Raw genomic sequence first — 25,744 nt, 5'->3', positions numbered from 1 at the left:
CGCTCCGGATGAATCTGGGTCCCGGCCTTCGCCGGGAAGACGGAGGCATGGGGTGGTCGCTTTGATGTGAGCCAAATGCGCTCTAATCCACCTTCAGTTCGAACGGCGTCGCCGGCAGGCGGTTGACGCCATAGAGGTTGAGGATCGGGCTCTCGGCCCAGGCGAAGCGGACCCGGGTCGGCGTCAGGCCGGCGGGCGTCGCCAGCCGCGTGGTCGCGCCGTCGACCGCGCCCTCGACGAAGCGGCAGACCGCGGCGTCGCACAGCTCGAAGCCCAGAGGCCGCGCGCCGCCGAACACCGTCAGCGGCTGGTCGAAGGTCACCACCACCGCCTCGCCGTCGCGACGGGCCGACAGCGGCGCGGGGCCGGCGGCGTTCAGGCTCGCTTCGCCATAGGCCAGCTTGCGGGCCAGCAGGGCCAGGCGCGCGCCGACCTGCTGCTTGTTGGTGGGGTGGATGTCGTAGATGTCGCCGATGTCGACAGCGCTGGCCATGCCGACCCTGGGATCGGCCGCCGTCGTGCGGCGCTGGACATCGCGCAGGGCGGCCCAGCCGGACTCGGCGGGGGCGGACTTGTAGGCCCCGAAGCTGGCCAGTTGCACCATAAGGAACGGCAGGTCCGGAGCCGCGAACGCACGCCGCCAGTCTGCGATAAGGGCCGGCATCAGGCGGGCATATTCGGCCGCCTCGGTGACATTGGCCTCGCCCTGGTACCAGGCCATCCCCTTCAGGCCGTAGGGCGCCAGCGGGGCGATCATGCCGTTGTGCAGGGTGGAAAGACCGCTGGCGCCCAGCCAAGGGGCGTGCGGCGGCAGGCCGGTGGCCGCCAGGGTGGTCGAAATCCTGTACCGCCAGCTCGAACCCAGCGGGACGAAGGATCCATCGTCCAGCTTCAGTCCCTTCTGCGCCGCCGGGCCCCAGGCGCCGCCGCCGCCGCCGGTGTCGATGGCGCGAACCGCCACCACATTGCGGCCGGCCTTCAGCGCGCCCTTGGGCAGGCGATAGTCGCGCGGGGCGTTCCAGCCCTCGGACGACCCGACCGGCTTGCCGTTGACGAAGGTGGTGTCGATGTCATCGACCGGGCCCAGCGACAGGGTCGCGCCCTGAGCGGCCTGCTGGGCGGTGAGGGTGATCTCGGCCCGCAGCCAGATCGTGCCGTCGAAGGTGGCCAGGCCCGGAGCGGTTTCCCAGAAGGCCTCGGCCGGCAGGGTCGCCCAGGCGCGATCGTCGAAGTCGGGGCGGGCCCAGGCCTTGGCGTGCGGCTCCACGCGCGCCGCCCACGCGTCCAGCATCGCGCCCCACCGGGCCATGCCGGCCTGCGGCGAACGGGCGTAGTCGGACAGCACCGACAGGCCTTCGTCATAGGTCTTCAGCGCGGTCAGGCCCTCGCGGCTGATCCAGTCCTGGATCACCGAGCCGCCCCAGGTGGCGTCGATCAGCCCGACGGGAACGCCGGTGGTCTTCTTGATGTCGCGCCCCATGAAGAAACAGGCGGCGCTGAAATTGCTGGCCGTCGCGGGGCTGGCGACCTGCCAGACGGCCTCCCGGGGCAAGGTCGAGGTCGGGGCCGGCAGGCTGACGCGACCGGTCTGCAGCAGGCGGATGTTCGGATCGGCCGCGGCCGCGACCTCGGACTCACCGCCCATGGCCCGGCGGACCGGCAGCTCCATGTTCGACTGGCCCGAGCACAGCCAGACATCGCCCACCAGCAGGTCGGTGAGAGTCTGGGCGTCGGCCCCGGCGCGCACCGTCAGGCTCAGCGGCGCGCCCGGCTCGCGGGCCGGCAGCGACGCGGACCAGCGGCCCTGGGCGTCGGCGTTGACCGAGGCGGTCGCGCCGGACAGGTCCACGGCGACGGCCGCGTTGGGCTGGGCCACGCCCCAAACGCGGATCGGCTGGCCGCGCTGCAAAACCGCGTGGTCGGTGAAGACCGGGGCCAGCAAGGGCCCCGCCGCGGCGGCCGTGGCCAGGGCGGCGAAGGCCGCGGTCAGAAGCAGGCGTTTCATTGGGCTTCCCAAGACATCTCTATCCTTGTCATCCCGGAAGCCTCGCAGAGGCTATCCGGGACCCAGGGGCCGGCGCAGTGCGGTTTCCCCTGGGTCCCGGCGCTCCGCTTCGCTGCGGCCGGGATGACAAGCTATTGTGGCTGTTATTGAAGTTTCGCCGGACAGACCGCCCCGGCCGGATCGGTGGTCAGCTTGACGCCCTGCAGCGAGATCGTCATCGCCCCGCTGGTCGCCAGCGCGAACGGCTCGACCACCTGGGTCACGTCGGCGCCCGCCGCCGCGAAGCACTTGAGGGGCACCTTCAGGCTCGTCCATTCGCCCACGGTCGCCGCGCCCAGCACCGGCGTGAGGTCCAGCTTGCCGCCGCCCAGCGACAGGCTGACCGGGGCCGAGGCCCTGGCGTCCAGGCGATAGTCGATCAGCAGGCCCATCTCGGCATTGGTCTGGAACGACAGGTCGATCGGCTTGTCGCCGACCAGGGCCGCGGTGGCCGCAACGCCGCCGGCGAAGACGATCTGGCGTCCAGCCTCCTGCACGCCGGCGGCGTCCACGGGGCGGATCTGCACGGCGGTGGTCGGCAGCAGGCGGAAGCCGAACGGCGCGGGTGTCTTGCCGGCCACGAAGTAGTTGCCGGTGTTGAGCGAAGCCACCGTCACGCCCGAGACTTCCGACAGCTTGGGCAGCCGGACGTGGTCGCGATAGGTCAGGCCGAAACCATAGGCGAACAGCGGGTCATAGGTCTTGTCGCCGCGATTAAGCGAGGTCTGGGTCGCGCTCCTGGGCCAGCTGAACGACAGCTTGCCGTGGAAATCGTTGCGTGGCTTGCCCGCCTTGTCGCCGATGATCACGTCGGCGATCCCGCCGCCTTCCGAGCCCGGCAGCCAGGCGTTGACGAAGGCGTCCGACGCGTTGAGCTCGGGGTTCACCCACAGGGGCCGGCCGGTCAGGAACACCGCCACCACCGGCACGCCGGCCGCCTTCAGACGCTTGAGCAGGGCCAGGTCGGTCTTGTCGCCGGCCTGGTATTCCAGGGTCTTCAGGTCGCCGACGCCCTCGGCATAGGGGGTCTCGCCGAACACCACGATGGCGACGTCGGGCTTCTTGTCGAACTTGCCGTCGACATTGAGCGAAGCCTTGCCGCCGCCGGCCTCGACCGCGTCCTTGAGGCCCGACCAGATCGACTGGGCATTGGGGAAGTCTGAGTTCTTGTTGTCGGTGCCCTGCCACGACAGGGTCCAGCCGCCCGACTGGCGGCCGATGTCGTCGGCGCCCGAGCCGGCGACCAGCACATTGGCCGAGCTCTTGATCGGCAGCACGCCGTTGTTCTTCAGCAGCACCAGCGACTTGCGCACCGCCTCGCGGGCCAGGGCGCGGTGCTCGGCGTTGCCCAGCACGCCGTCGCGGTCTTCCCATGGCCGGGCGGTCTTGAAGAGACCCAGCTTGGCCTTGACCCGCAGGATGCGGCGCACGGCGTCGTCGACGCGGGCCTGCGGGATCTGGCCCGCCTTGACCTGGGCGAGCATGTTGTCGAACAGACCCTTCCAGCTGTCGGGGGCCATATACATGTCCAGGCCCGCATTGGCGGCCTGGGGGCAGTTGGTCGGGACGCAGCCGGCCACCTGGCCATGGCCGTTCCAGTCGCCGATGACGAAGCCGTCAAAGCCCATCTTGCCCTTCAGCACGTCGGTCAGCAGGCTCTGGTTGCCGTGCATCTTGACGCCGTTCCAGCTGTTGAACGAGGCCATGATGGTCATCGTCCCGGCATTGATGGCCGGCACGTAGCCCGGGGCGTGCAGGCGCACGAGGTCGGCCTCGCTGACCCGCGTATCGCCCTGGTCGTGGCCATCCTGCGTACCGCCGTCGCCCAGGAAGTGCTTGGCGCTGGCCGCGACGTGGCCCTTTTGCAGCACCTGGCCCTCGCTGACCGCGCCCTGCAGGCCCAGGATCATCTGGCCGGCATATTGGCGGACGATCTCGGGGTCTTCGGAATAGCCCTCATAGGTGCGGCCCCAGCGGTCGTCGCGGGGCACGGTGAGGGTCGGACCAAAGGCCCAGTCGAATCCTGACACCGCTGTCTCTTGACCCGTGGCGGCGCCGATCCGGCGGATCAGCTCGGGATCCCGGGTCGCGCCCAGGGCGCTGTTGTGCGGGAACAGGGTCGCGCCCACGACATTGCCGTTGCCGTGCACGGCGTCGATGCCGAACATCAGCGGGATGTTGGTCCCGCCGCGCGTGGCGGCGGCCTCGCGGAAGGCCCGTACGGTGGCGACCCAGGGCTCCTTGGGCGAACGGTCGGGCGCGCCCAGCGGCGGCGAGCTGCCGCCCGCCAGGATCGAGCCCAGCGGATAGGTCTTGAGGTCTTCCGGCTTGATCGAGGCGGTGTCGGCCTGGATCATCTGACCGACCTTTTCCTCCAGCGTCATCCTGGCCAGCAGGCCGTCGACGAAGGCTTCGGTCTGGGCGTCGACCAGGCCCTGGCTCTTGGCCGCGGGCCAGGCGGCCGGGTGGGCGGTGGCCTTGCCGCTGGAGGCGACCAGGGGCTGAGCCATCGCCACGCCGGTCAGGAGGGTCGTCGCCATCAGGGCGACCGAAAGGGTCCTGGTGTTCATGCTCCCGCTTCTCTTTTTTTCAGCGCGTCGCGCCGACGTGTTCTTGCCTTCGACGCACCGCGCCGTCGTGATGGTACCGGTATCCTAAAGCTCGACGGCGGGCCATGCCCAGTCTAATTATGTGACAAATACCGAGATAACGGTGGTCAGGGAGGATTCGATGCGGAATTTCAGGCGCGCGCTGATGGCCGGCGCGCTCATCACGGCCATGGCGGGGTCCGCCAAGGCGGCCGAGCGAATCCTCGCCTCGCCCGACAAGTCCCTGACGGTCACCATCTCGGACACCGATGGTCAGGCCCGTTACGCGGTCTCCCGCAAGGGCCGGGCGCTTCTCGTCCCCTCCCCGCTGGGCCTGTTGCTCGACAAGGGCGGTCTGCTGTCGCGCGGCCTGACCATCGCCGGCTCGACCCAGGCCAGCGTCGACCAGACCTATGACCTGGTGGTCGGCAAGACCCGCACCGTCCGCGAGCGCTATAACGAGCTCACCATCGACTTCGCGGAGGCCGGCGCCGACGGCCGCAGGCTGAAGGTGGTGTTCCGCGTCTATGATGACGGCGCGGCGTTCCGCTATGTGCTGCCCGACCAGCCGGCCCTGGCCGGGGTGGTCATCCGCAACGAGGAAACCGGCTTCAACTTCGCCGGGGACGACCGCTGCTGGGCGTTGAACCTGGGCAAGTTCGGCTCCTCGCACGAAGGCGAGTACGATCCGGTTCAGGCCAGCAGCTTCCGCGAGCACAACCTGCTGGAACTGCCGGTCGTCTGCCAGACGCCGGACGGCGCGACCTTCGCCCTCGCCGAGGCCGACCTGAAGAACTATGCTGGCCTCTACCTGACCGGCCGGGGCGACGGTGGGCTGGGCCTGAAAGCCAAACTGTCGCCGCGCCTGGAGGATGGCGCGGTGGCGGTCCACACCCGGATCGGGACCGACACCGTCTCGTCCTGGCGCGTGATCATGGTCGGCGACACCCCCGGCGACCTGGTCTCGTCCAACCTGATGACCAGCCTGAACCCGCCAACGGCCCTGACGGACACGTCCTGGATCAAGCCGGGCAAGGCGGCGTGGGACTGGTGGAACGGCTCGATCGTGGCCGGCGTCGACAAGCCGGGCATGAACACCGCCACGATGAAGGGCTTCATCGACTTCGCCGCCGCCAACAAGCTAGAATACATGCTGATCGACGACGGCTGGTATGTCGGCTCGGGCCAGGCGCCCGTCGTGCTGCCCGGCACGGATGTCACCCGCCAGATCCCGCAGATCGACATCCCCGCCCTCGTCGCCCACGGCCGCGACAAGGGCGTCGGGATCATGGTCTGGGTCCACTGGAAGGCGCTGGACGCCCAGATGGACGAGGCCCTGGCCGCCTATGAAAAATGGGGCATCAAGGGGATCAAGGTCGACTTCATGGACCGCGACGACCAGGCCATCGTCGACTATTACCACCGCCTGCTGGGCAAGGCGGCCCAGCATCATCTGATGGTCGACCTGCACGGCGCCTATCGCCCGACCGGCCTGGTGCGCACCTATCCCAACTTCATCACCCAGGAAGGCGTGCTGGGCGCGGAATACAACAAGTGGAGCGGCCGGATCACCGCCACCCACAATGTCACCCTGCCCTTCACCCGCATGCTGCTGGGGCCGATGGACTACACGCCCGGCGGCTTCCGCAACGTGGCGCCCGGAGACTTCAAGAGCCAGTTCGTCCTGCCGACGGTGAAGACCACGCGCGGCCAGGCCCTGGCCATGTATGTGGTGTTCGACAGTCCGCTGAGCATGGTTTCCGACAGCCCGGTGACCTATGCCGCCTCGCCGGCGGGGCTGGACTTCATCAGCGCCGTACCGACCAGTTGGGACGAGACCCGCGTGCTGTCGGGCCAGATCGGTCAGTCCATCGTCATGGCCCGCCGCAAGGGCGCCGACTGGTATGTGGGCGCGATGACCAACGAGACCGGTCGGTCGGTGAAGGTCCCGCTGGGCTTCCTGAGCGGCGGCGCCTTCAACGCCGACATCCGCCAGGACGGACGCGAGCCCACGGCGCTGGTCGCCTCGGCCAAACACGTCACCGCCAGGGACACCCTGTCGCTGACCCTGGCCCCCAGCGGCGGCGGCGTCATTCGGCTGACCCCGGCCCGGTAGGAGTTCGCCCCATGGTCTTCACCCGTCGCGGCGTCCTGGGCGCCGCAGCCGGCCTCGCCGCCACCCCGACTCTGGCGGCCGCCAGGGGCCCTTTCCAGCCCAGCTGGGAGTCGCTGGCCGGCGGTTATCAAACGCCCGACTGGTTCCGTGACGCCAAGCTGGGCATCTGGTCGCACTGGGGTCCGCAATGCGTGCCCGAGTTCGGCGACTGGTACGGCCGGCAGATGTATGTGCAGGGCAACCCCGTCTATGAGCACCACCTGAAGACCTGGGGCCATCCGACGACGTTCGGCTTCATGGACTTCATCCCGCGCTGGAAGGCAGAGGCCTGGGACCCCGACGCCCTGATGAAGACCTATGTCCGGGCCGGCGCGAAATACTTCATGTCGATGGCCAACCATCACGACAATCTCGACATGTTCGACAGCCGCCACCACGCCTGGAACACCACGCGGGTGGGCCCCCGGCGCGACATCGTCGGGACCTGGGCCAAGGTGGCGCGGGCCCACGGCCTGAAGTTCGGGGTCTCCAACCATTCGGCCCACGCCTGGCACTGGTGGCAGACGGCCTATGGCTATGACGCTGAAGGCGCCAGGCAGGGCCAGCGCTACGACGCCTTCCGCCGCAGCAAGGCCGACGGCAAGGGCCAGTGGTGGCAGGGCCTGGATCCGCAGGACCTCTATACCGGCCGCAACATCGTCATCCCCGACGGCTTCACCGACGCCAAGGCCGCCAGCGCCTGGCACGACCAGCACGACGGCGACTGGGACGAGAAGCCGCCGGCCATGAACCCGGCCTTCGTCCGCAACTGGCTGCTGCGTCAGAACGATCTGGTCGACCGCTACAGGCCCGACCTCGTCTATTTCGACAACTACACCCTGCCGCTGGGCTGGGCCGGGCTGTCGGCGACGGCGCACTATTACAACCAGGCGGTCGGGCAGAGCGGCGCGACCGACGTGGTGGTGACCGGCAAGAAGCTGTCGCCCCTGCAAAGGCGCGGCATTGTCGAGGATGTCGAACGCGGCTTTTCCGACCGCCTGCGCCCCGAGCCGTGGCAGACCGACACCTGCATCGGCAACTGGCACTATGACCGCCCGCTGTACGAACGCGACGGCTACAAGACCGGCCAGGACGTAATCCAGCGGCTGATCGACGTGGTCAGCAAGAACGGCTGCCTGCTGCTGTCGATCCCCCAGCGCGGCGACGGCTCGATCGACGACCGCGAGGAAAAGGTGCTGGCCGACATGGCCGGCTGGATCGCCGTCAATGGCGAGGCGATCTATGCCACGCGGCCTTGGCGGGTGTTCGGCGAAGGCCCCACCAAGTTGGTCGAAGGCATGCAGAACGAAGGCGGCGCCAAGCCGTTCGAGGCGGCCGACATCCGCTTCACGACCAAGGCCGGCGCGCTCCACGCCCTGCCGATGGCCTGGCCCGAGGGACCGCTGGTGATCGAAAGCCTGGCCGCCGCCGGCCCCACCAGCGCCGGAGAGGTGCGGCGGGTGGAGCTTCTGGGCGGCGGTGATCCGCTCCCCTTCACGCGCGACGCTTCGGGCCTGCGGGTGGACCTGCCGCAGCGACGGCCAGCCTTCACCCCCGTGCTGAAGATCAGCGGGCCCGGGCTGGTCTAGGCTCGCGGGCGGGCGTTCGGGCTTGGCGGGCGCAAGGGTCGCGGATGACGAGGAAATGGCGACCGCTCCGAAGCGGACCTTCCGGTGGTCTGTATGGGGTGGAAAGTCGCCGTTCGCTTCGACCGCGCCGCCCACTTGGAAAGCTCTGCTACTCGTTGCGCTTTGAGCGCGATCGTTCCCATTTCTCGACGCGGTTCATAACCGCCAAGACGAGAAGCAGGTCCACAACGGCAGCGGGAGGCATGATGAAGCCAGGAAAGCGATCAGGGACTTTCACGAAAAATGCCGCCGCCAGCTGCGCAATAAATAGCAGGACAAGCGAGGAAGTGAACGAAAGCGATCTAATATTTTCGATATTAACGTAGGCGGTAGCGATGAATACGACGCAAATGGATACGACTATAAATCCTCGCCCCTCATGACCGAAGTGCGAGAAGGTGGCATATATTGGGAGCAAAATTATAGAAGCGATCAGGCCTACTGACCTGGGACCAACGCGATCACCCAATGTACTTAGTCCACTCATGCTGATCGCTCGCTTGCCTTTGAGCCAAAGTCGCTGCAGTCGCCACGATGCAAATTCTACGACGCTGGCAGATGAATCCGCCACTGTAGTCACTGCCGGGTGTGAGCAGGGCTTGAATTTTCAGCTCCGGTTGTAACCGGTATGTTCTATTGCACCATTCCGCGAACATGCGGACGTGCTCGACGGCCCCAAGTCAACGTCCGACTAGGGTCGGAAGCACGCTTCGCCCTCCCTCCCGAAAGCGGACGCCCCGGCGTCGCGCGCATCCTTACAACTCTTGGAGGCTGCAACCTGGACAGACCGGCGATCGTCCTGCCGTGAGATGTAAGGATGCAGCGCGAAGGTGGGCGGGAGGCGCTCCCATGCCTCGCCGTCATTCCCGCCCTTGTGGCGGGAACCCCTCCATCCGCCGCAGGTGCGGGAGGGGCGAAGTGCGCGCGCACTTCGCGTGCGCTTCACGTGTCAGCTGAACCAGGGGTTCCCGCCACAAGGGCGGGAATGACGGTGGAGTATGGGGATAGGGGGCGCCCAGTCCCCGTTCTTTCCCGCGCCGAGTTCAACGAAATCAACACCCTGTAAAATAGTTGATCGCGCCAATCCTCCGCGCTCAAACCGCCCGCATAATGATCTCACCTGACAGCACGGGAAGGGCGCTCGGCCGGCGACCGTTGCGGCTGTCAGGGGTGACCGAGCGGGAAGCTCAATCGATGGCGGGAGGAGTGCGTTGTGCTCCGGGCCGTCAACCTCGTTGTTCTCTGGCGGCGGTCGGCCGTGGAAAACTAAAACGACGTGGCTTCGAGGGTCGAACGAGCAGCAGGCTGATCCGGAAGGATCGGCAGTCCGGGCGGGGAACGCTATCCCGTCCGCCCGTCGGAGGCTTCAAGGCGGCGAGGCCCCAACAGGGCTCGAGCGCCGCGCGCTTTCGCCAGAACGGTCACGCGGAGCGGACGGCTTCGTCGAAACGGTACTTAAAAACACAATCATCCGGGCGAGGCCCGGACGCTCCGCGACCCTTCCCATCCACTCGGCGGTTTCCGCGCGAGGGGGCGAAGCCGTGCGTCCTTCGAGGCCCGCTGCGCGGGCGCCTCAGGATGAGGAGATCAACAAACGGTCCTCATCCTGAGGTGCGAGCCAGCGGCGAGCCTCGAAGGACGCAAGGCCTCGCCGGACAGAGCGAGATGCCATGAACAGCGGGGACTTCCCCCTCCGGTCGCTTCGCGACCACCTCCCCCGCTAGGGGGAGGATCGACCTAGCCCCGGCCGTACCGCATCTTCGCCAGGGCCGTGACCATCTCGGTGGCCAGGTCCATCGGCTTGATCCCGGCCTTCCACTTTTCGAAGGCCATGACGTTGTCGATGCGGGCGTCCAGATGGGCCAGGGCCGAATCGCGGCCCGAGGCCAGGTCGACGGCCAGGGTTGAAACCAGGATTCCGGAGAGAATCGCCCGCTTGGAATAGTGATTTTCGTCGGTCGCCGTATCGCCGGCCCAGCGCCACAGGGCGTCGCTGCTTTCCCAGGTCAGGCGCAGGGCCAGGGCCAGGTTGGTCGGGAAGGCCAGGAAGGCGGCCAAGGGGCGCATGACGCCGGAATCAGCGGCGGCGGCGTCGAGTCGGGCCACGACGCCGGCCCGGATCTTCTGGCGGATCTTCATCGCGCCGGGGTCGTGAATGGCCAGTTTGTCCAGCGCTGCGGCGTCATGGCGTCGCGACAGCAGGGCCGCCAGGTCTCGCGCGCCTTCGGGCAGCAGCAGCTGGGTCTCGCCCGGCGACAGGCCGGCGGCCTGGGCGGCGCGCTCGGTCAGGCGGGCGTTCCAGCCGACCGTCGGCGCCAAGCGAACGGCCTCATCCAGCACCCGCTGTTCGGCCTCGTCGGCCCAGTTGCTTCCCATCTCGGCTGCCTTGCTCATGAATCCGAGTCTACACCGTGGTTTAGGCCGCGTCGCGCATGGACAGGTCCCATTCACTCTGCTATCAGCCGCCCCTCGTTTCCCGGAAGCCCCTCTTCCGGATTTATCAGGTTTTGTTCGCCCGCCCGGCCCCTGAGAGGGACTCGGGACATTGGTCGGGCCGTCGAATGGAGAGAGACCCCTGGTCCAGATTTTCGTCCGCGACAACAACGTCGATCAGGCCCTCAAGGCCCTGAAGAAGAAGATGCAACGCGAAGGCTCGTTCCGCGAAATGAAGCGGCACGTGCACTATGAGAAGCCGTCGGAAAAGCGCGCCCGTCAAAAGGCCGAAGCGGTTCGCCGCGCCCGCAAGCTGGCCCGCAAGCGCGCCCAGCGTGAAGGCCTGATCCCGATGCCGAAGAAGCCGGTCGGCGCGCGGTAGGCTTTAAGCCTCACCGTCGCAAGATCCTCGAAAGCCGCGCGGTCACCCGCGCGGCTTTCGTCGTTTCCGGGGGCACCCCTGCTCCGCTCATCCCCGCGAAGGCGGGGACCCAAGCGGGTTTGGCGGGTTGGCGATGTCGAGCGATCCCCCGCTGATTCAGCTTGGGTCCCCGCCTTCGCGGGGATGAGCGGATCTTGAGAACATCCGCCCGACCACCCCCTTCAGATCCACCTTGCCCGTCGCCAGAGCCCCGGCCCGGAACGCCCGGCCCGAGCCCCAGACGATGACGACCGTGGTCGCCAGCATCAGCACGGTCGTGCCGATCACCTGGACCGTCGACGGGTCGCCGGCGATGCGGGCGGGCATCAGGAACGGCGTGAACGGCGGGATCCACGACAGCAGGTTCAGGATCGGCGAATCCGGCGTGCGGATCGCCTGGCTCATGAAGATGATCGGGATGCTCATCACCAGCATGATCGGACCCAGCAGAGTCTGGGCGTCGCGCTGGCTTTCGCAGAACGCGCCGATGCCGGCGAACAGCGAGGCGTACATCAGATAGCCGCCGACCAGATAGGCGGCGAAATAGAAGATCAGGCCCTTGCCCATCAGCACGGCCCCCAGATCGCCCGCCAGCCCCGGGGCGAAGGCCATCAGGGCGACCGTCCCCGCCAGGGCCCACACGCCGATGACGGTGCCCGTCAGGCCCGCCACACCCAGGATCTTGCCGCCCATGATCTCGGGCACCGAGGCCGAGGACAGCAGCACCTCCAGGATCTTGGTCGACTTCTCCTCGATGACGCTGTTGAGCAGGATCCCCGCCCCCGTCATCACCATCGACCAGAGCAGAAAGCCCATGGCCAGGCCGACATAGGTGGGCAGGCGGTCGCGCAGCGAGATCTTCTCGCCCGAGGCGGCCTTGGGCGACAGGCTGTTGAGCGTGGGCTTCAGCGCATCGACCGCCTTCAGGGTGGCGGCGTCGACTCCGGCCCGGGACAGGGCCCGCTCCCGCATGATGTCGCGGACATGGCCGCGCAGATCGTTCTCCAGCACCGGGGCGGCCAGGTTGCGGCTCCACAGGTCCATGACGATGGCGTCGTCGCGGCCGCTGAGGATCAGGCCGGTGTCGAGGCGGCGCTCGCTGATCTCGCGCCGCAGGACGACCCCGGCCGCCTTGGCGTCGGCGGCGTTCAGGGCTTCGGCCGGGGCCGGCTGGCGCACGGCGGAGGGCTTGGGGGTCTTGAAGCGTTCGGCGACCGCCGGGTTGAGCGCCGCCAGGGCCTTGCGGGCCTCGGCCTCGCCGCCCCGTTCCTGGGCCAGCCGCACGGTGTCGCCGGCCTTGGGACCGCCGGCCGCCGTGGCGGCGGCGCGCAGCGAGCGGCCGACCGCGCGGGCCTGCTCCTCGTCCAGCGCCCGGGTCACCGCCTCGCCCAGGCCCTGGCCGGTCAGGTCGACGATGGCCAGGCGCTCGGGCTGGGCCGAGCGCATCATCATCATGGGCGCGCTGATGCTGACGCCCATGACCAGAGGCAAGGCCAGGATCGACAGCCAGAAGCCCGCCGTGCGGACATAGGCCAGATATTCGCGGCGGGCGATGCGCAGCAGCCGGCTCATGCCTGGCCTCCGGTCAGGACGATGAAGGCATCATGCAGGCTGGGCTCCCGGGCCTCGAATCGCTTGAGCGCCAGGTCACGGGCGAAGGCGGTCTTCAGCGCGGCCTGGCCGTCGGCCCCGGCTTCCAGCACGGCCACATGGCGCCGGCTCCCGTCGGCCAGGGTCTCGGCCGTGACCTTGCCGATCCCCGGCAGGGCCGCGACTTCTTCGGCGGTCAGGTCGCCTTCCAGCACCAGCACGCGGGGCGCCGCGCTGCGGGCCTCGGCGACATCGCCGTCGAACACCTTGCGGCCCCGCGCCATCAGCACCACCCGGTCGCACAGCCGCTCGGCGTGCTGCATGACGTGGGTCGAAAACAGCACCGTCGCGCCCCGGGCGGCGATGTCGCGGATCATCGCCTCCAGCGCCTGCTGGTTGACGGGGTCCAGGCCCGAGAACGGCTCGTCCAGAACCACCAGCTCGGGCTCGTGGGCCAGGGCCGACAGCAGTTGCACCTTCTGGGCCATGCCCTTGGACAGCGACTGGATCGGCTTGGCCATGAACGGGCCCAGGCCTTGGGCTTCCAGCATCGCCTTGCCCCGCTTGCGCGCCTCGCCATCGGCCACGCCCTTCAGACCCGCGAAGAAGGCAATGGCGTCGATCGGGGTCATGCGCTTGTAGAGACCCCGCTCCTCGGGGAGGAAGCCGATGCGGTCGCGCACCTTGCGGGCGTCGTCGCTGCCCAGCACGGTGATCTGGCCGGAGGTCGGCGCGATCAGACCCAGAGCCATGCGGATGGTCGAAGTCTTGCCCGCGCCGTTGGGGCCCAGAAAGCCGCAGATCCGCCCCGCCGGGACCGAGAAGCTGACATCGCGCACGGCGTGAAAATCGCCATAGCGTTTGCTGACGCCATCCAGGCTGAGGGCCGTCGACATGCGCGCTCCCGAATCAATCGCTCTTCAGAGTTGTATCAGCCTCTGGCGGACTGGCCACGAAGGCCACCGCCCGCACGATATGGTCCGCGAAACCCTGGCCCAGCAACCGCGTATGGGTCGCCGCCTCCACATGGTCGACCAGGCCATGGCGCGACGCCCTGGCCGGCGCGGCCTGGATGTCCTTCCAGGCCTCGCGCCCCATCATCGGTCCGGCGGTGACCACGGCCACGGGCCAGGCGGGATCGAAGGGCGGCTGGGCGGCGGCCTGGTCCGAGGCCAGGGGCCACAGCTCCACCTCGGCGGCGGCCGTACGATTGTGCAGGCCATTGGCGAAGGCCCAGCGCTTTTCGTCGCCCGCCGCCTTGGGCAGGCCGATCTTGTCGCCCAGGCCCGTACGGACCAGGGGCTTGTAGAGCCCCAGGGACGCGCCCCGCGCCGCCCATCGCGACGCCGCGGCGAAGGCCTTGATGAAACCCTTCAGGCGCGGACTGGCCGCCGCCTCCGGCGTGGCGGCGTCGACGAGCACCAGGCCAGCGATCTCACCCGGATTGCGGCCGGCATATTGGCGCAACCTCAGGCCCGCCATCGAGTGGCCCACCAGGATGTAGGGCCCTGGCTCGCCCGAGGCGGCGGTCAGTTTTTCGAAGTCCGACACGATCGCCAGACCGTCGCGCGGCGAAGGACCGGGCTGGGAATAGCCCATGCCCGCCCGGTCATAGGCGCAGGAGCGCCAACCGGCCGCCGTCAGGGCCTGCTGGGTCGCGCCCCAGTCGGCGGCGAAGCCGAAGGCTCCGGCTTCCAGCCAGACGACGGGACGCGCTGTGCGAGGCCCCTCGCAGACCAGCCGCAGGCTGCGCCCCGGCTCGATCTGGACCATCTCGCCACGCGGACGCGGCGCGCCCGAGGCGCTCATCAGGCCGCCCACGGCGACATAGGAGACAAAGAAAACTGCGACACCGGCGAAACCGCGACCAAGGACCTTGAGCATGTCCTCCAGCTTACCGGGCGATCATGACGCGTCGAGTGGCCTTCTCTAACTGTCGGCGACGACGATGCGACCGCGAACCCGGCCGCCCTTGGTCTTGGCGGCCTTCACACTCTCGGGCCAGTTGGACACCGTCGCCAATCTAACCTTGCGAGACACGCGCGCGGCGGCCTTCAGGGGCAGATCGTCGGCCTCCGCGAAGCTCTGGCCCAGGAAGAAAGTTGGGTTCAACGGCTTGCCCTTGCGGCGCAGCTCGAAATGCAGGTGCGCGCCTGTCGAGCGGCCGCTGCTGCCGACATAGGCGATCGTCTGGCCACGACGGGCGAAGGCGCCAGGCTTCACGCCCCGCGCCGTCGCACCCAGATGGGCGTACATCGTGCGGAAGCCGTCCTTGTGCGCCAGCTCCACATAGCGACCATAGGAGCCGCTGACGCCGGCGCGGACAACCACGCCGTCCGTGGCGGCCTTGATCGCCGAACCTTCCGGCGCGGCGATGTCGACGCCTTCATGCAGGCGGCCGTTTTCTTCCCAGGGCAGCTGGCGCAGACCGAACGGCGAGTTGACCACACGGCCAGGCAGCGGCGTATCGAACACGAAGGCCGGCGGCGGCGGAGGCGGCGGAGCGATCTCGACATCGGACGTATCGATGACGGGGGTCGGTGGCGAAGCGGGCTCTCCGGCCAGGGCGCGCAGGGCCGTTGTCGCGTTCAGCGCGCCCACCGTGGCGATCACGCCCACCAAGGCGAGAAACGCGGCGCGGGAATAGGGCGGCCGTGCAGCGAGGGTCTGTGACGTCAAATCCGCTTCCTCTCAGACGATCGGTCTGAATGAGGGACCGCGCTAGAGCGCTCTTGGTCCCATATTGATCTTTCGCGATGATGAATCGGCGGGGTGGATGCAGGTTCTATTGGGCGAAAACAGGGCGCAGCTTAACCATTACTTAAGGCGCAACTTCTTCGCGCACCAAACTTTCACCCCGGAATGCGTCCACTCAGGCCACGAAAGCTATGTGGTCGATAATATTGCTTAGCCCGCCAGGGTCCAAATCAGAGGGTTGATCGCGTCGATCCCTCCGCTGTCATCCACGCTCATCTTCCGTTTTTCAGGCAAACGCCGCCGTAAGACTGGAGGATTTCATCCCCCGTACGGCGCGCAGAATTAGTGGCGAGGTAGAATTCAACAATTCGTCGCTCAGCCGGGCGCCACACGCCTGCGACGCCCTGTCGCGGCTGCGGGATGGGTGAACCGTCACGCCACGCAACAAATACATCGGTAAGCATTACAGGATTTTTAGACCATTAAATGAGTGTAACTATTTAAATTACACGTCATGAATGAGACGTAACGGGACTTCATGAGAACTCGCAAGTAAAACTCTGGACATGGGGCGCGGCGAAGCGCCAAACAGAGGGACCACTCAAATGCGCAAGTTCATCGTCAGCGTGACCACCGTCGCCAGCCTCAGTCTGGCCGCCATCCCCGTCCTGGGCCTGACCCAGGCCGCCAACGCCGCCGAGCCGCAAACCCGCATCGCGGTTGGCGATCTGAACCTAGCCAATCCCGCCCAGGCCTCCCTGTTCAAAGCTCGCATCGACGCCGCCGCCGACCAACTCTGCCGCTCGAAGGCCCGTTCCAATCCGCGCGAAATGCCCCACGGCTTCTGCGTCGCCGAAGTTCGGCGCGAAGTCAGCCGCCAGCTCTCGCACAACCAGCGCAAGGCCCTGCAAGTCGCCGCCCGCACCGAAAAGGCCACTCAAGTCGCCGCCCAGTGAGTTCAGAAAAATCCCAACCCAAAAACGACAAAGGCCTCAGGATCACCTGAGGCCTTTGCTCTATCTCGAACCCGGATAGCGAAGGATCAAAGCCCCTTCACGATCCCCTCGACCATCTTCTTGGCGTCCCCGAACAGCATCATGGTGTTGTCGCGGAAGAAGAGCTCGTTCTCGACCCCGGCATAGCCCGAAGCCATGCCGCGCTTGATGAACAGCACCGTGCGAGCCTTTTCGACGTCGAGGATCGGCATGCCGTAGATGGCGCTGGTCGGGTCGGTCTTGGCGGCCGGGTTGGTGACGTCGTTGGCGCCGATCACGAAGGCCACGTCGGCCGTCGAGAACTCGCTGTTGATGTCCTCCAGTTCGAACACCTCGTCATAGGGGACGTTGGCTTCGGCCAGCAGCACGTTCATGTGGCCCGGCATCCGGCCGGCGACGGGGTGGATGGCGTACTTCACCTCGACGCCCTCTTCCTTCAGCTTGTCGCACATCTCGCGAAGGATGTGCTGGGCCTGGGAGACGGCCATGCCATAGCCGGGGACGATGATCACCTTGCTGGCGTTCTTCATGATGAAGGCCGCGTCGTCGGCGCTGCCCTGCTTGACGGGACGGCTTTCGACCTTGCCGCCAGGACCGGCGACGGCGTCGGCGGCGCCGAAGCCGCCGAGGATCACCGAAATGAAGGACCGGTTCATGGCCTTGCACATGATGTAGGACAGGATCGCGCCCGACGAGCCCACCAGGGCCCCGGTGATGATCAGGGTGGTGTTTTCCAGCGTGAAGCCCAAGGCCGCCGCCGCCCAGCCGGAATAGCTGTTCAGCATCGACACCACGACGGGCATGTCGGCGCCGCCGATCGGGATGATCAAGGTGACGCCGATGATCAGCGCCAGGGCGAAGATGCCCCAGAAGGCCCAGATCGCCGCGCCGCCGGAGACCACCAGCACCACGACCAGGGCGACGATGCCCAGGGCCAGGGCGATGTTCAGCAGGTGGCGGGCGGGCAGCATGATCGGCGCGCCGCCCATGTTGCCGTTCAGCTTGGCGAAGGCGATGACCGAACCGGTAAAGGTGATGGCGCCGATGGCCAGGCCCAGCGACAGCTCGATCAGGCTGTTGAGATGGATGTGACCGTCCGCGCCCAGAATGCCGTAGGCGGCCGGGGTGTAGATCGCGGCCACGGCTACCAGACAGGCGGCCATGCCGACCAGGCTGTGGAAGGCGGCGACCAGTTGCGGCATCGAGGTCATGGCGACCTTGCGGGCGATGACCGCGCCCACCCCGCCGCCGACGGCGACGCCAGCGATGATCAGCCCCAGGGTCACGACGTCCAGCGCGCCCTGGCTCCACAGGGTGGCCAGGGTCGTGCAGACGGCGATGGCCATGCCGATCATGCCGTTGCGGTTGCCCGCCTGGCTGGTCACCGGGCTGGACAGGCCGCGCAGGGCCAGGATGAACAGCACCCCCGAGACGATGTAGAGGATGGCGGCGATATTGGCGTTCATTCGGAGGTCCCCCCGGACGGCGGCGCCTTGTCGGCGCGCAGATTGGCGAGCAGCAGAGCCACGCCCATGCCGACGGCAAAGGGCGAGAGCCAGCGAAGGATGTCAGCGGCGCCGCTGGTTCCGGCCTGCAGGCCGACGGCGTTCGAGCTAAGACCCAGGGCGATCAGGACAAAGGCGGGCGCGAACGCCGCCCCGTTTCCGGTCGGCGTCTTCCTGGGCAGCACCATGGACACACCGGCGGCGATGATCAGCACGATCAGGGCCGCCAGGGTCAGGGTCGCTGGCCCGCTCACTTGGCCTTGTCCTTCTTCTTGTACATGGCCAGCATCCTGTTGGTGACTAGGAAGCCGCCGAAGATGTTGACCGCCGCGAAGGCCGCGGCGAGGGCGCCGGCCCCCTTGGAGATCCAGACCGATCCGGTCGCGGCTTCACCGGCTCCGCCGTGGGCGGCGGCCGCGAGCAGGGCCCCGACGATGATCACCGAGGAAATGGCGTTGGTCACGGCCATCAGCGGCGTGTGCAGCGCGGGTGTCACGCTCCACACGACGTAGTAGCCCACGAAGATGGCGAGCACGAAGATCGCCAGGCGGAACACGGTGGGGTCGACGGCTTCCATGGGAGCCTCCCTTTCGATGCGGTTTAGGCGGTCTTCAGCGACGGATGGACGATCTCGCCCCCCTGGGTGACCAGGGCGGCCTTCAGGATCTCGTCCTCGAAGTCGGGAGCGAACGCCCCCTCCTTGTTCAGGAACAGACCCGACAGGGCGAAGAGGTTGCGGGCGTAGAGCGCGGAGGCGTCGGTGGCGATGCGACCCGGCAGGTTGGCGGCGCCCAGGATCTTAACGCCATTGGCGGTGACCACCGTCTCGTTCAGCTTGGCGCCGACGACATTGCCGCCCTGCTCGATGGCCAGGTCGACCAGGATCGAGCCCGGACGCATGGAGGCCACCTGCTCGGCGCTGACCAGCTTGGGGGCCGGGCGACCAGGGATAAGGGCCGTGGTGATGACAATGTCCTGCTTGGCGATGTGCGCGGAGACCAGTTCGGCCTGCTTGGCCTGGTATTCCTTGGACATCTCCTTGGCGTAACCGCCAGCGGTCTGGGCGTTCTTGAATTCCTCGTCTTCCACGGCGAGAAATTTGGCGCCCAGGCTTTCGACCTGCTCCTTGGTCGCCGGACGAACATCGGTGGCGGTGACCACCGCGCCGAGGCGACGGGCGGTCGCGATGGCCTGCAGGCCGGCGACGCCGACGCCCATGATGAACACCTTGGCCGCGGCGATGGTGCCGGCGGCGGTCATCATCATCGGCAGGGCCTTGCCATAGGCTTCGGCCCCTTCGATCACGGCGCGATAGCCGGCGAGGTTGGCTTGCGAGGACAGCATGTCCATCACCTGGGCCCGCGTGATGCGCGGGATGAATTCCATGGCGATGGCGCTGGCGCCGGCCTTGGCCAGGGCCGCCAGCGTATCCTTGTCCTGATGAGGATTGAGAGCCGCGGCGACGATCGCGCCGCTTTTGAGGGCCGCGATCTCGGCGGCCTCCGGAGCGCGCACCTTGAACAGGATGTCGGCGCCGGCGATCGCGTCCTTGGCGGTCTTCGCCAGTTTCGCGCCGGCCGCTTCGTAATCGGCGTCGGGGTAGGATGCCGCGACCCCAGCGCCCGCCTCGACCACCAGCGAAAAGCCGGCCGCGGTCAGTTTCTTGACCGTTTCAGGCGTGGCGGCGACCCGCGTTTCGCCCCCGCGGGTTTCTTTCGTCACGGCGATGACGGCCATCGGCATACCCCTCCCCAGAGCGTTGTTCGCTCACCAGACTGCGCCGGTGTTTAGGGGATAGTCTTGCCTCTTGTCGAGGCGTTACGCGCGCGTCAGGGAGAAAATATGCCGATGTCCACCGGTGTCAGTGAGCCGGAACAGGCTTTTCCCGCAGGAACACCACGCCCAGGACGGCCAGCACGACGCCGGGAATCACGCCGCCGACAAAGCCGGCCGGGGTGCAGAACCACAGTGTGATGGTCAGCAGCAGGACCGAGATCGCCAGAGAGCCCCACTTGGCCATCTTGCCGAAGGCCACGAAGGTCGCGGCTTGTTCCTGGATGTTCATTTCACCGCGGTGATAATCGCCGGCCATGCTGTCGTCCTTTGGAGGAAATAGGAATCTACTTGGCGGATACAACGGGGCCGCCCAAGGCTCAAGCGTGCGAATTGCCCCAGGACTCCGCGAGGAAGCGTTCCCGCACCGCCGCGACCGCCTGCTTGACGGTGATGTCCGAGATTCGGGCAGTCCCCGCGTCCAGGATTGTCAGCCACCGCGAATAGGCCGGAACGGGGCTCGTGCCCATCAGCCCCACGGCCGGCGTACCGACCGCGGCCGCCACGTTCAGCGGTCCGGAGTCGTTGCCCAGGAACCCGGCCGACAGCGCGATCAGCGCCGCGGACTGGTCCAGAGGCAGGTCACAGGCGACGACATTGCCCGGCAGATCGCCGATGGCCGCCCTGGCCGCCTCGCCCTCCTGCGGGCCTCCGACCCAGAAGACCGTCCCGAAGAGATCCGACAGCGCAGCGGCCGTCGCGGCGAAGCGCTCGGCGGGCCAGGTTCGCGCCGGCTCACTCGCGCCGAGACCCAGCACCAGCCACGGCCCAGGCCTGTCGCCGTAGAGCGCCTTGACCGCCGCCAGGGCTTTCGGATCGAGCTTAAGTTCGGGTTCGCGGCTCGCCACGCTCAGGCCATGCGCCGCCTCGAAGGCCTTCAGCTTGTCCAGCCGATGCGCCGGTCGCATGGCGCGAGGCAGGTACGGCCCCGTGTTCAGCCACTGTTCCTGGCTGGAATGGCCCAGCCCGAAGCCTCGCCGCTCGGGAACGCCGGCGAGGGCGGCCGCCATGGCGGGCCGGCCGATCTTCTCCAGGATCCACACCGCGCGCGGCTTTTCGCGCCGGCAGATGCGCCAGAAGTCGATGACCTCGCGCGCGCCCTTCAGCCTGTCCTTGTAGTGTGGCGCGAAGACTACCCGCTCCACGCTGGGCTCGACGGTCAGAACCTCGCCCGCCCGGCTGGACGGCCGCGCCACCAGCAGGATCTTGCCCTCCGGCGTCGTCGCGGCGATCGCCCGGATCGTCGGCAGGTGCCACATGAGATCGCCGATCCCACGATCCGGGGCGTAGACGAGAACCGGACCGGCCACCGCGACTAGGCCCAGGCGGCGAGCAGGCCGCGCAGCCCCGCCACGAAGGCGAGAGGCTGGTCGATCATCACATGGTGGTCGGCGTCGGGAATCGGCACGAGCAGAACGTCCTTGGGCATCTGACCGATCATATAGTCCAAGGTCTCGGCATGCATAAGGTTAGACCGCTCGCCCCACATCAGGGCGGCGGGACAGGCGATCCTGGGCAGCAGCAGCCCCAGGTCGGGCATCGAGAAGCGCTGCCAGATGGCGGGATCGAACTTCCACGTCCAGCCGCCGTCCGCTTCCTTCAGCGACCGGCGGGCGATGTAGTCGGCGATATACAGGTTCTCGCAGGCCTGGGGCGGGGCCAGGCGGAAGCGCGCCAGAGCCTCGACGAGGGTAGGATAGACCCTCATGCCGAAGCCCGGACGGTTGGGCGGGCCTTTCCAGCGTTTCTCAGGCGGCTGGATGGAGCTGTCCACCATGACAATGCCGCGCAGGCGGTCGGCGTGTTCGACCCCGCAATAGAGCGTCGGGAAGCCGCCGAACGAATGGCCCACCAGGATCGGCTTGACCCCGCCGGCCTCCAGCTGGGCGGCGTCGGTCGCCGCGAAAATCTCGCGGGCGAAGGACTCGGCTGAATAGGCCTCGCGCCAGCCCGAGCCACCCATGCCGGACCAGGAAATCGCCGCCACCCGCCAGTCCTTCGCGAAGAAGGGGGCGATGAAGCTCCACCAGTCGGCGTGGGCGCCGTTGCCGTGCAGGAACAGCAAGCCCGGCTTGCCGACCTCGCCCCAGGTCAGCATCTCGATATCGACGCCATCAACGACGATCGTCGAACGGTCGGGGGCGATGGCGAGCGCGGCGTCGAACCAGGCCGGCGCGGGCGGTTGCTCGCCGGCGAAGGCGACCAGCGGCGCGGGCATCGGCGGCGGCGTGTGCAGCAGTTGATCGTCGGCCATGCTCAGCCCTCGTCCTTGAAGGCCAGCTCGCCCGGGCGGGGCCTGCGGGGGCTGAGGCCCTTGAAGACGCCCGTACCCGTGATCAGGGTGCGGTCGCCCGACCAGATCCGGCCGCGCACGGTGAAGACCATGTCTTCCTCGCCGATCAGTTCGCCCTGCCCTTCCACCCAGTCGCCCAGCTTGGCGCCCGACAGAAAGTCGCACATCAGCCGCACCGTGACCCAGCTGTAGGACTTCTGCAGCGAGATGATCCGGCCCCAGGCCATGTCGGCGAAGCTCATCAGCATGCCGCCGTGGCAATTGCCCAGGCCGTTGGTGTGATGCTCCTCGACGCGGAAGCCCAGGCACGCCTCGCCCGGGCCGGAGCGCTGCTCGAACAACGGTCCGATCTGCCGGCCAAAGCCGCGCGACCAGTTGAGTTGGCTATAGCCATCGGGGATGGCGGCGGTCTGGGCGTCGGTAAGATCGTCGGACATACGACAAATCCTAACGATCGTTTGAACAAAGCGGAACCCTTCCCTGACGGCGTGTAAGGACGGGGGCGCGGTCGGCGTCTAACCTTCTCGAACACGGGATGAGCCATGGGCGCGGATCAACATCGAAAGCGGCGGGGAGACGAGACGTTCGCCGACTGGCTGGCGCCCCATCTGGGCGCCTTGCGCAGGATCAGCCGCGCCTTCGCCGAACCCGCCGACCAGCATGACCTGATGCAGGAGCTGATGCTGGCGGTCTGGAGCGCCCGCCCCCGCTTTCAGGATCGCAGCACGGCGGCGACCTTCGTCTACCGGGTCGCCCACAACAGCGCCCTGACCTGGAAACGCAGCGAGACCCGTCGCCGGCGGCGGCGAGACGCGATCGAGACCGAGATGGCCCTGCGCGCCGAGCGGGACGGCGCCGAGCCCGAGGTGGGGCTGCTGAACCGGCTGTACGAGGCGATCCGCACCCTGCCGCCGGTGGACCGGTCGCTGATCCTGCTGTCGCTCGACGGCGTGAGCTATGGCGAGATCGCCCGGCTGCACGGTCTCAGTGAAACCAATGTCGGGGCCCGCCTGACCCGCATCCGGCAGCGGATCGCCAGCCTGGTGGAGGACCGCGACCATGGACTTTGAACGTCTCGAACAGGCCTGGCGCTCGGAAGCTAATACGCCCGACGCCAGGGCCCAGACCTTTCTGATGGAGGAACTGATGCGCACCCTGAAAGCCCGCCGTCGCGCGGACCTGCTGTTGTTCGTGATCCCCGCCGCCGCGATGACGCTGTTCACCGCCATCGCCGTGCGGTCGGTTCTGAACGGCGCGATGGACGTCGGTCGTGAATGGGGCGGCTTGGGCATGCTGGCCGTCTGCTGGATCGTGTTGGCGGCCATGCTGATCACCGGAGTCCTGATGCGGCGACGGGGCGGGGCCAGCGGATCGCCGGTGCGCGACACCCTGGCGGCCATGCTGGCCTCGAACCGCGCGGCGCGGGCTAATTGCCGGATCTTCTGGATGAGCCTGCCAGTCTTCATGGTCCCCATGCTGCTGGCCGTGACCCAGCTCCACGATGTCGGGAAGACCAGCGATCGGAACATGGCGCAGATGCTGCTGGTGTTCGGCGTCGCGCTGGCGGCCAGCGTCAGCTGGAACATCGGCCGGTATGTCCTGGTGCTGAAGCCGGAGGGCAAGCGCCTGGAAAGCCTGCTGGCCGACTACGAAGATTAGAACAGCCCCCCAGCCCTCAAGTTGACGCCGTATTCCAGATAGCCCTTCAGCGCCGACAGCATGAACATCCAGCCGCCCGCATTACCCTGCGAAGCCTTGACGCCCTCGTCCGTATCGGGCCAGCCGGACTCGGTGACCTGAACCATGGTCTCCTCGCCATTCATCGGCGTGAAGACGAACTCGACGCGGTTGTCGGGGCCGCCCAGCATCGAGCCCCACTCCAAGGCCAGGCGTTCGTGCGGGACGACCTCGCGGACGCTGACCGGGAAGGCCTCGTCCAGCTCCGGAAACTTCCAGGTCACGGTCGTTCCGCCCACCAGCGAACCGCTGCCCACCTCGATGAAGTAGCCCGCCAGCTTACGGTGATCGACCACCGCATCGAACACCTGGGCGACCGGCTTGCGGATCTTCAGCTGGACCTGAGCCTTGAGGGTCATGACAGCGCCTCCCGTTATGTCAGGGCGACTTCACACGCGAACGCGGCCGGCTTCAAGTCACCCCGGCCGCCGCCAGCACCGCCGCCTGGCGCGTGGCCAGCCCCTCTTCCGAGAAGCCTTCCAGCGAGGCCTCGAACAGCGCCTTCCAGTTGTGGCGGGCGCCCAGATGCAGGAAGGCCGCGCCCAGGCCGATGGCGGCGCGGTCCATGAACACGAACTCGCGCGGGATGGTGATCGGCCCCTTGGACTTCAGGGCCTGGCGCACCCGGAACGCCTCGCGACGGCCGTACTCGCCGGGCGGCACATCGTCGGCGACAGTACGGACGCGGTCGTCCAGCAGCGGGCCATAGATGAAGCGCGCCCAGACGTTCAACACATCGACCAGCTCGTCATTGAGATCGGCGAAGCCCCAGCTGCGATAGGCCTCGAACTGCTCGGCGCGGTCGTCATTCGACAGGGCGCGGTACAGCCGCACAACCCCGGCCACGAAGCGCGGCGGGAAGATGCGGATGCAGCCGAAGTCCAGCAGGTTCAGGTGCGCCGCGCCGTCGCCGCCAGCGGGACCGCCGAAGGTGTAATTGCCCAGGTGCGGGTCGCCGTGGATGATTCCCAGATGGGTCATCGGGCTCCACCAGGCCTCGAACAGCAGGGCGGCGATGCGGTCGCGGGTGTCCTGCGGCGCGTCCTTGAAGGCCAGCAGCCCCTTCCCGTCCATCCAGGTCATGCTGAGCAGCCGGCCGGTCGACAGTGACGGCACGGGCACGGGCACCCGGATGTCGTCGCGCCCCGAGAAGAAGCCGCCATAGAGGGCCATAAGCTTGGCCTCGCGGCCATAGTCCAGCTCCTCGCGCAGGCGGTCGCCGATCTCGACGATCATCTGGGTGGGGTCGATCGAGCCGTCCATGCGCTTGAAGAGGGCGAACAGGGTCTTCAGCTGGCCCAGATCGCTTTCGACCGCGCTCTGCATGTCGGGATATTGCAGCTTCACGGCGATGGCCCGGCCGTCGGGGGCGACGGCGCGGTGCACCTGGCCCAGCGACGCGGCGGCGCTGGCCTCGTGCTCGAAGCTCTGGAATTTCGACTGCCAGTCTGGACCCAGCTCGGCGGCCATCCGGCGGCGCACGAACGGCCAGCCCATGGCCGGGGCGTTGGTCTGCAGCTCGGCCAGTTCCGCCGCGAACTCCGGCGGCAACAGGTCGGGCACGGTGGCGAACATCTGCGCCGCCTTCATCAGCGGCCCCTTCAGCCCGCCGAGAGCAGCCCGCAGAGCCTTGGCGTTGCGGGCGTCGGCGCTGTCGCCGCCGAACAGGCTGTTGGCGCCGTAGCTGACGGCCGCGCCTGAGAGGCCCGCGCCGACCTTGGCGAAGCGGCTCAAGCGGCCGGAGAGGCGGTCGCGTTCAGGGTCTCTGATGTCGTCAGCCATGCTTAAGTCCTCCCCCTAGCGGGGGAGGTGTCGCCGCAGGCGA

Annotated in this window: 23 protein-coding genes and 1 pseudogene; 7 read left to right on the top strand and 17 right to left on the bottom strand. The window is 67.8% G+C overall.

Translation table 11 applies throughout. The annotated features are described in order from the left end of the window. Nucleotides 1-82: 82 nt before the first annotated feature. Nucleotides 83-2,005, bottom strand: coding sequence for a sialate O-acetylesterase (locus ACQY9P_RS12450; protein ID WP_421738951.1), 1,923 nt, complete (start codon nt 2,003-2,005; stop codon nt 83-85). A gap of 143 nt (nt 2,006-2,148) precedes the next feature. Further along, nucleotides 2,149-4,614 carry a glycoside hydrolase family 3 protein gene (locus ACQY9P_RS12445; protein ID WP_421738952.1) on the bottom strand — a complete coding sequence of 822 codons (2,466 nt, stop codon included), beginning with the start codon at nt 4,612-4,614 and terminating at the stop codon, nt 2,149-2,151. A 160-nt stretch (nt 4,615-4,774) separates the two neighbouring features. On the opposite strand from ACQY9P_RS12445, the gene ACQY9P_RS12440 reads away from it, so the two are divergent. From ACQY9P_RS12440 to ACQY9P_RS12430, 3 genes and pseudogenes are all read left to right on the top strand, one after another. Then, complete coding sequence (locus ACQY9P_RS12440) at nt 4,775-6,748, top strand: glycoside hydrolase family 97 protein (protein ID WP_421738953.1); 1,974 nt, start codon at nt 4,775-4,777, stop codon at nt 6,746-6,748. A gap of 11 nt (nt 6,749-6,759) precedes the next feature. Next, the gene (locus ACQY9P_RS12435; RefSeq protein ID WP_421738954.1) at nt 6,760-8,376 is read left to right on the top strand and encodes an alpha-L-fucosidase; all 1,617 of its coding nucleotides are present in this window, start codon (nt 6,760-6,762) and stop codon (nt 8,374-8,376) included. Between the two features lie 869 nt (nt 8,377-9,245). After that, nucleotides 9,246-9,406 (top strand): annotated as a pseudogene (locus tag ACQY9P_RS12430) (hypothetical protein); the annotation flags it as partial. Nucleotides 9,407-10,152: 746 nt separating this feature from the next. On the opposite strand, the gene ACQY9P_RS12425 reads toward ACQY9P_RS12430, so the two are convergent. Beyond that, on the bottom strand, nt 10,153-10,809 hold the full coding sequence (locus ACQY9P_RS12425) for a COQ9 family protein (protein WP_421738955.1): 657 nt from the start codon (nt 10,807-10,809) through the stop codon (nt 10,153-10,155). A gap of 181 nt (nt 10,810-10,990) precedes the next feature. Between ACQY9P_RS12425 and rpsU the strand changes: the two genes are divergently transcribed. Next, nucleotides 10,991-11,230 (top strand): 30S ribosomal protein S21, encoded by a 240-nt coding sequence (gene rpsU, locus ACQY9P_RS12420; RefSeq protein WP_085953736.1) that lies wholly within the window; start codon nt 10,991-10,993, stop codon nt 11,228-11,230. Between the two features lie 156 nt (nt 11,231-11,386). Here the strand turns inward: rpsU and ACQY9P_RS12415 are convergent, their stop codons facing one another. Genes ACQY9P_RS12415 through ACQY9P_RS12400 form a run of 4 tightly spaced genes read right to left on the bottom strand, consistent with a single transcriptional unit; the run spans nt 11,387 to nt 15,538 of the window. Beyond that, a complete protein-coding gene (locus ACQY9P_RS12415; RefSeq protein WP_421738956.1) occupies nt 11,387-12,841 on the bottom strand; it encodes an ABC transporter permease in 1,455 nt (484 codons plus the stop codon). Then, nucleotides 12,838-13,755 carry an ABC transporter ATP-binding protein gene (locus ACQY9P_RS12410; protein ID WP_421738957.1) on the bottom strand — a complete coding sequence of 306 codons (918 nt, stop codon included), beginning with the start codon at nt 13,753-13,755 and terminating at the stop codon, nt 12,838-12,840. Before ACQY9P_RS12410 ends, ACQY9P_RS12415 begins: the two co-directional genes overlap by 4 nt. A 13-nt stretch (nt 13,756-13,768) precedes the next feature. Beyond that, the gene (locus ACQY9P_RS12405) at nt 13,769-14,743 is read right to left on the bottom strand and encodes an alpha/beta hydrolase (protein ID WP_421738958.1); all 975 of its coding nucleotides are present in this window, start codon (nt 14,741-14,743) and stop codon (nt 13,769-13,771) included. A gap of 45 nt (nt 14,744-14,788) precedes the next feature. Beyond that, a complete protein-coding gene (locus ACQY9P_RS12400) occupies nt 14,789-15,538 on the bottom strand; it encodes a M23 family metallopeptidase (RefSeq protein WP_421738959.1) in 750 nt (249 codons plus the stop codon). Between the two features lie 623 nt (nt 15,539-16,161). Here ACQY9P_RS12400 and ACQY9P_RS12395 point away from each other — a divergent pair. Next, a complete protein-coding gene (locus ACQY9P_RS12395; protein ID WP_421738960.1) occupies nt 16,162-16,512 on the top strand; it encodes a UrcA family protein in 351 nt (116 codons plus the stop codon). Between the two features lie 86 nt (nt 16,513-16,598). Here ACQY9P_RS12395 and ACQY9P_RS12390 read toward each other — a convergent pair whose 3' ends face one another. From ACQY9P_RS12390 to ACQY9P_RS12355, 8 genes are all read right to left on the bottom strand, one after another. Beyond that, on the bottom strand, nt 16,599-18,017 hold the full coding sequence (locus ACQY9P_RS12390; RefSeq protein ID WP_421738961.1) for an NAD(P)(+) transhydrogenase (Re/Si-specific) subunit beta: 1,419 nt from the start codon (nt 18,015-18,017) through the stop codon (nt 16,599-16,601). Further along, nucleotides 18,014-18,310, bottom strand: a complete 297-nt coding sequence (locus tag ACQY9P_RS12385; RefSeq protein WP_421738962.1) for a hypothetical protein — start codon at nt 18,308-18,310, stop codon at nt 18,014-18,016. The genes ACQY9P_RS12390 and ACQY9P_RS12385 overlap by 4 nt, the downstream gene beginning before the upstream one ends. Beyond that, the gene (locus ACQY9P_RS12380; protein WP_062149601.1) at nt 18,307-18,633 is read right to left on the bottom strand and encodes a proton-translocating transhydrogenase family protein; all 327 of its coding nucleotides are present in this window, start codon (nt 18,631-18,633) and stop codon (nt 18,307-18,309) included. Before ACQY9P_RS12380 ends, ACQY9P_RS12385 begins: the two co-directional genes overlap by 4 nt. A gap of 23 nt (nt 18,634-18,656) precedes the next feature. Next, on the bottom strand, nt 18,657-19,799 hold the full coding sequence (locus ACQY9P_RS12375; protein WP_421738963.1) for a Re/Si-specific NAD(P)(+) transhydrogenase subunit alpha: 1,143 nt from the start codon (nt 19,797-19,799) through the stop codon (nt 18,657-18,659). Nucleotides 19,800-19,917: 118 nt separating this feature from the next. After that, complete coding sequence (locus ACQY9P_RS12370) at nt 19,918-20,148, bottom strand: aa3-type cytochrome c oxidase subunit IV (RefSeq protein WP_421738964.1); 231 nt, start codon at nt 20,146-20,148, stop codon at nt 19,918-19,920. A gap of 61 nt (nt 20,149-20,209) precedes the next feature. After that, entirely contained in the window at nt 20,210-21,148 is a 939-nt protein-coding gene (locus ACQY9P_RS12365; RefSeq protein ID WP_421738965.1) for a glycosyltransferase family 9 protein, read from the bottom strand. Nucleotides 21,149-21,204: 56 nt separating this feature from the next. Further along, complete coding sequence (locus ACQY9P_RS12360) at nt 21,205-22,143, bottom strand: alpha/beta fold hydrolase (RefSeq protein ID WP_421738966.1); 939 nt, start codon at nt 22,141-22,143, stop codon at nt 21,205-21,207. Between the two features lie 2 nt (nt 22,144-22,145). Beyond that, complete coding sequence (locus ACQY9P_RS12355; protein ID WP_421738967.1) at nt 22,146-22,619, bottom strand: PaaI family thioesterase; 474 nt, start codon at nt 22,617-22,619, stop codon at nt 22,146-22,148. Between the two features lie 105 nt (nt 22,620-22,724). Between ACQY9P_RS12355 and ACQY9P_RS12350 the strand changes: the two genes are divergently transcribed. Both ACQY9P_RS12350 and ACQY9P_RS12345 read left to right on the top strand, forming a co-directional pair. Further along, on the top strand, nt 22,725-23,252 hold the full coding sequence (locus ACQY9P_RS12350; RefSeq protein ID WP_421738968.1) for an RNA polymerase sigma factor: 528 nt from the start codon (nt 22,725-22,727) through the stop codon (nt 23,250-23,252). Next, on the top strand, nt 23,242-23,841 hold the full coding sequence (locus tag ACQY9P_RS12345; protein ID WP_421738969.1) for a hypothetical protein: 600 nt from the start codon (nt 23,242-23,244) through the stop codon (nt 23,839-23,841). The genes ACQY9P_RS12350 and ACQY9P_RS12345 overlap by 11 nt, the downstream gene beginning before the upstream one ends. On the opposite strand, the gene ACQY9P_RS12340 is transcribed toward ACQY9P_RS12345, so the two are convergent. Both ACQY9P_RS12340 and ACQY9P_RS12335 read right to left on the bottom strand, forming a co-directional pair. Continuing rightward, nucleotides 23,838-24,278: an SRPBCC domain-containing protein gene (locus ACQY9P_RS12340; protein WP_421738970.1), complete on the bottom strand. Its 441-nt coding sequence runs from the start codon at nt 24,276-24,278 to the stop codon at nt 23,838-23,840. The two genes, ACQY9P_RS12345 and ACQY9P_RS12340, sit on opposite strands and share 4 nt — an antisense overlap. Before the next feature lie 52 nt (nt 24,279-24,330). Next, nucleotides 24,331-25,701, bottom strand: a complete 1,371-nt coding sequence (locus ACQY9P_RS12335) for an ABC1 kinase family protein (RefSeq protein WP_421738971.1) — start codon at nt 25,699-25,701, stop codon at nt 24,331-24,333. Nucleotides 25,702-25,744 lie beyond the last annotated feature (43 nt).

The sequence above is a fragment of the Caulobacter sp. genome (genome assembly GCF_965279145.1).
Lineage (GTDB): Bacteria > Pseudomonadota > Alphaproteobacteria > Caulobacterales > Caulobacteraceae > Caulobacter.
The sequence above is the reverse complement of the archived record's forward strand: the minus strand, read 5'-3'. Positions and strand labels throughout refer to the sequence as shown.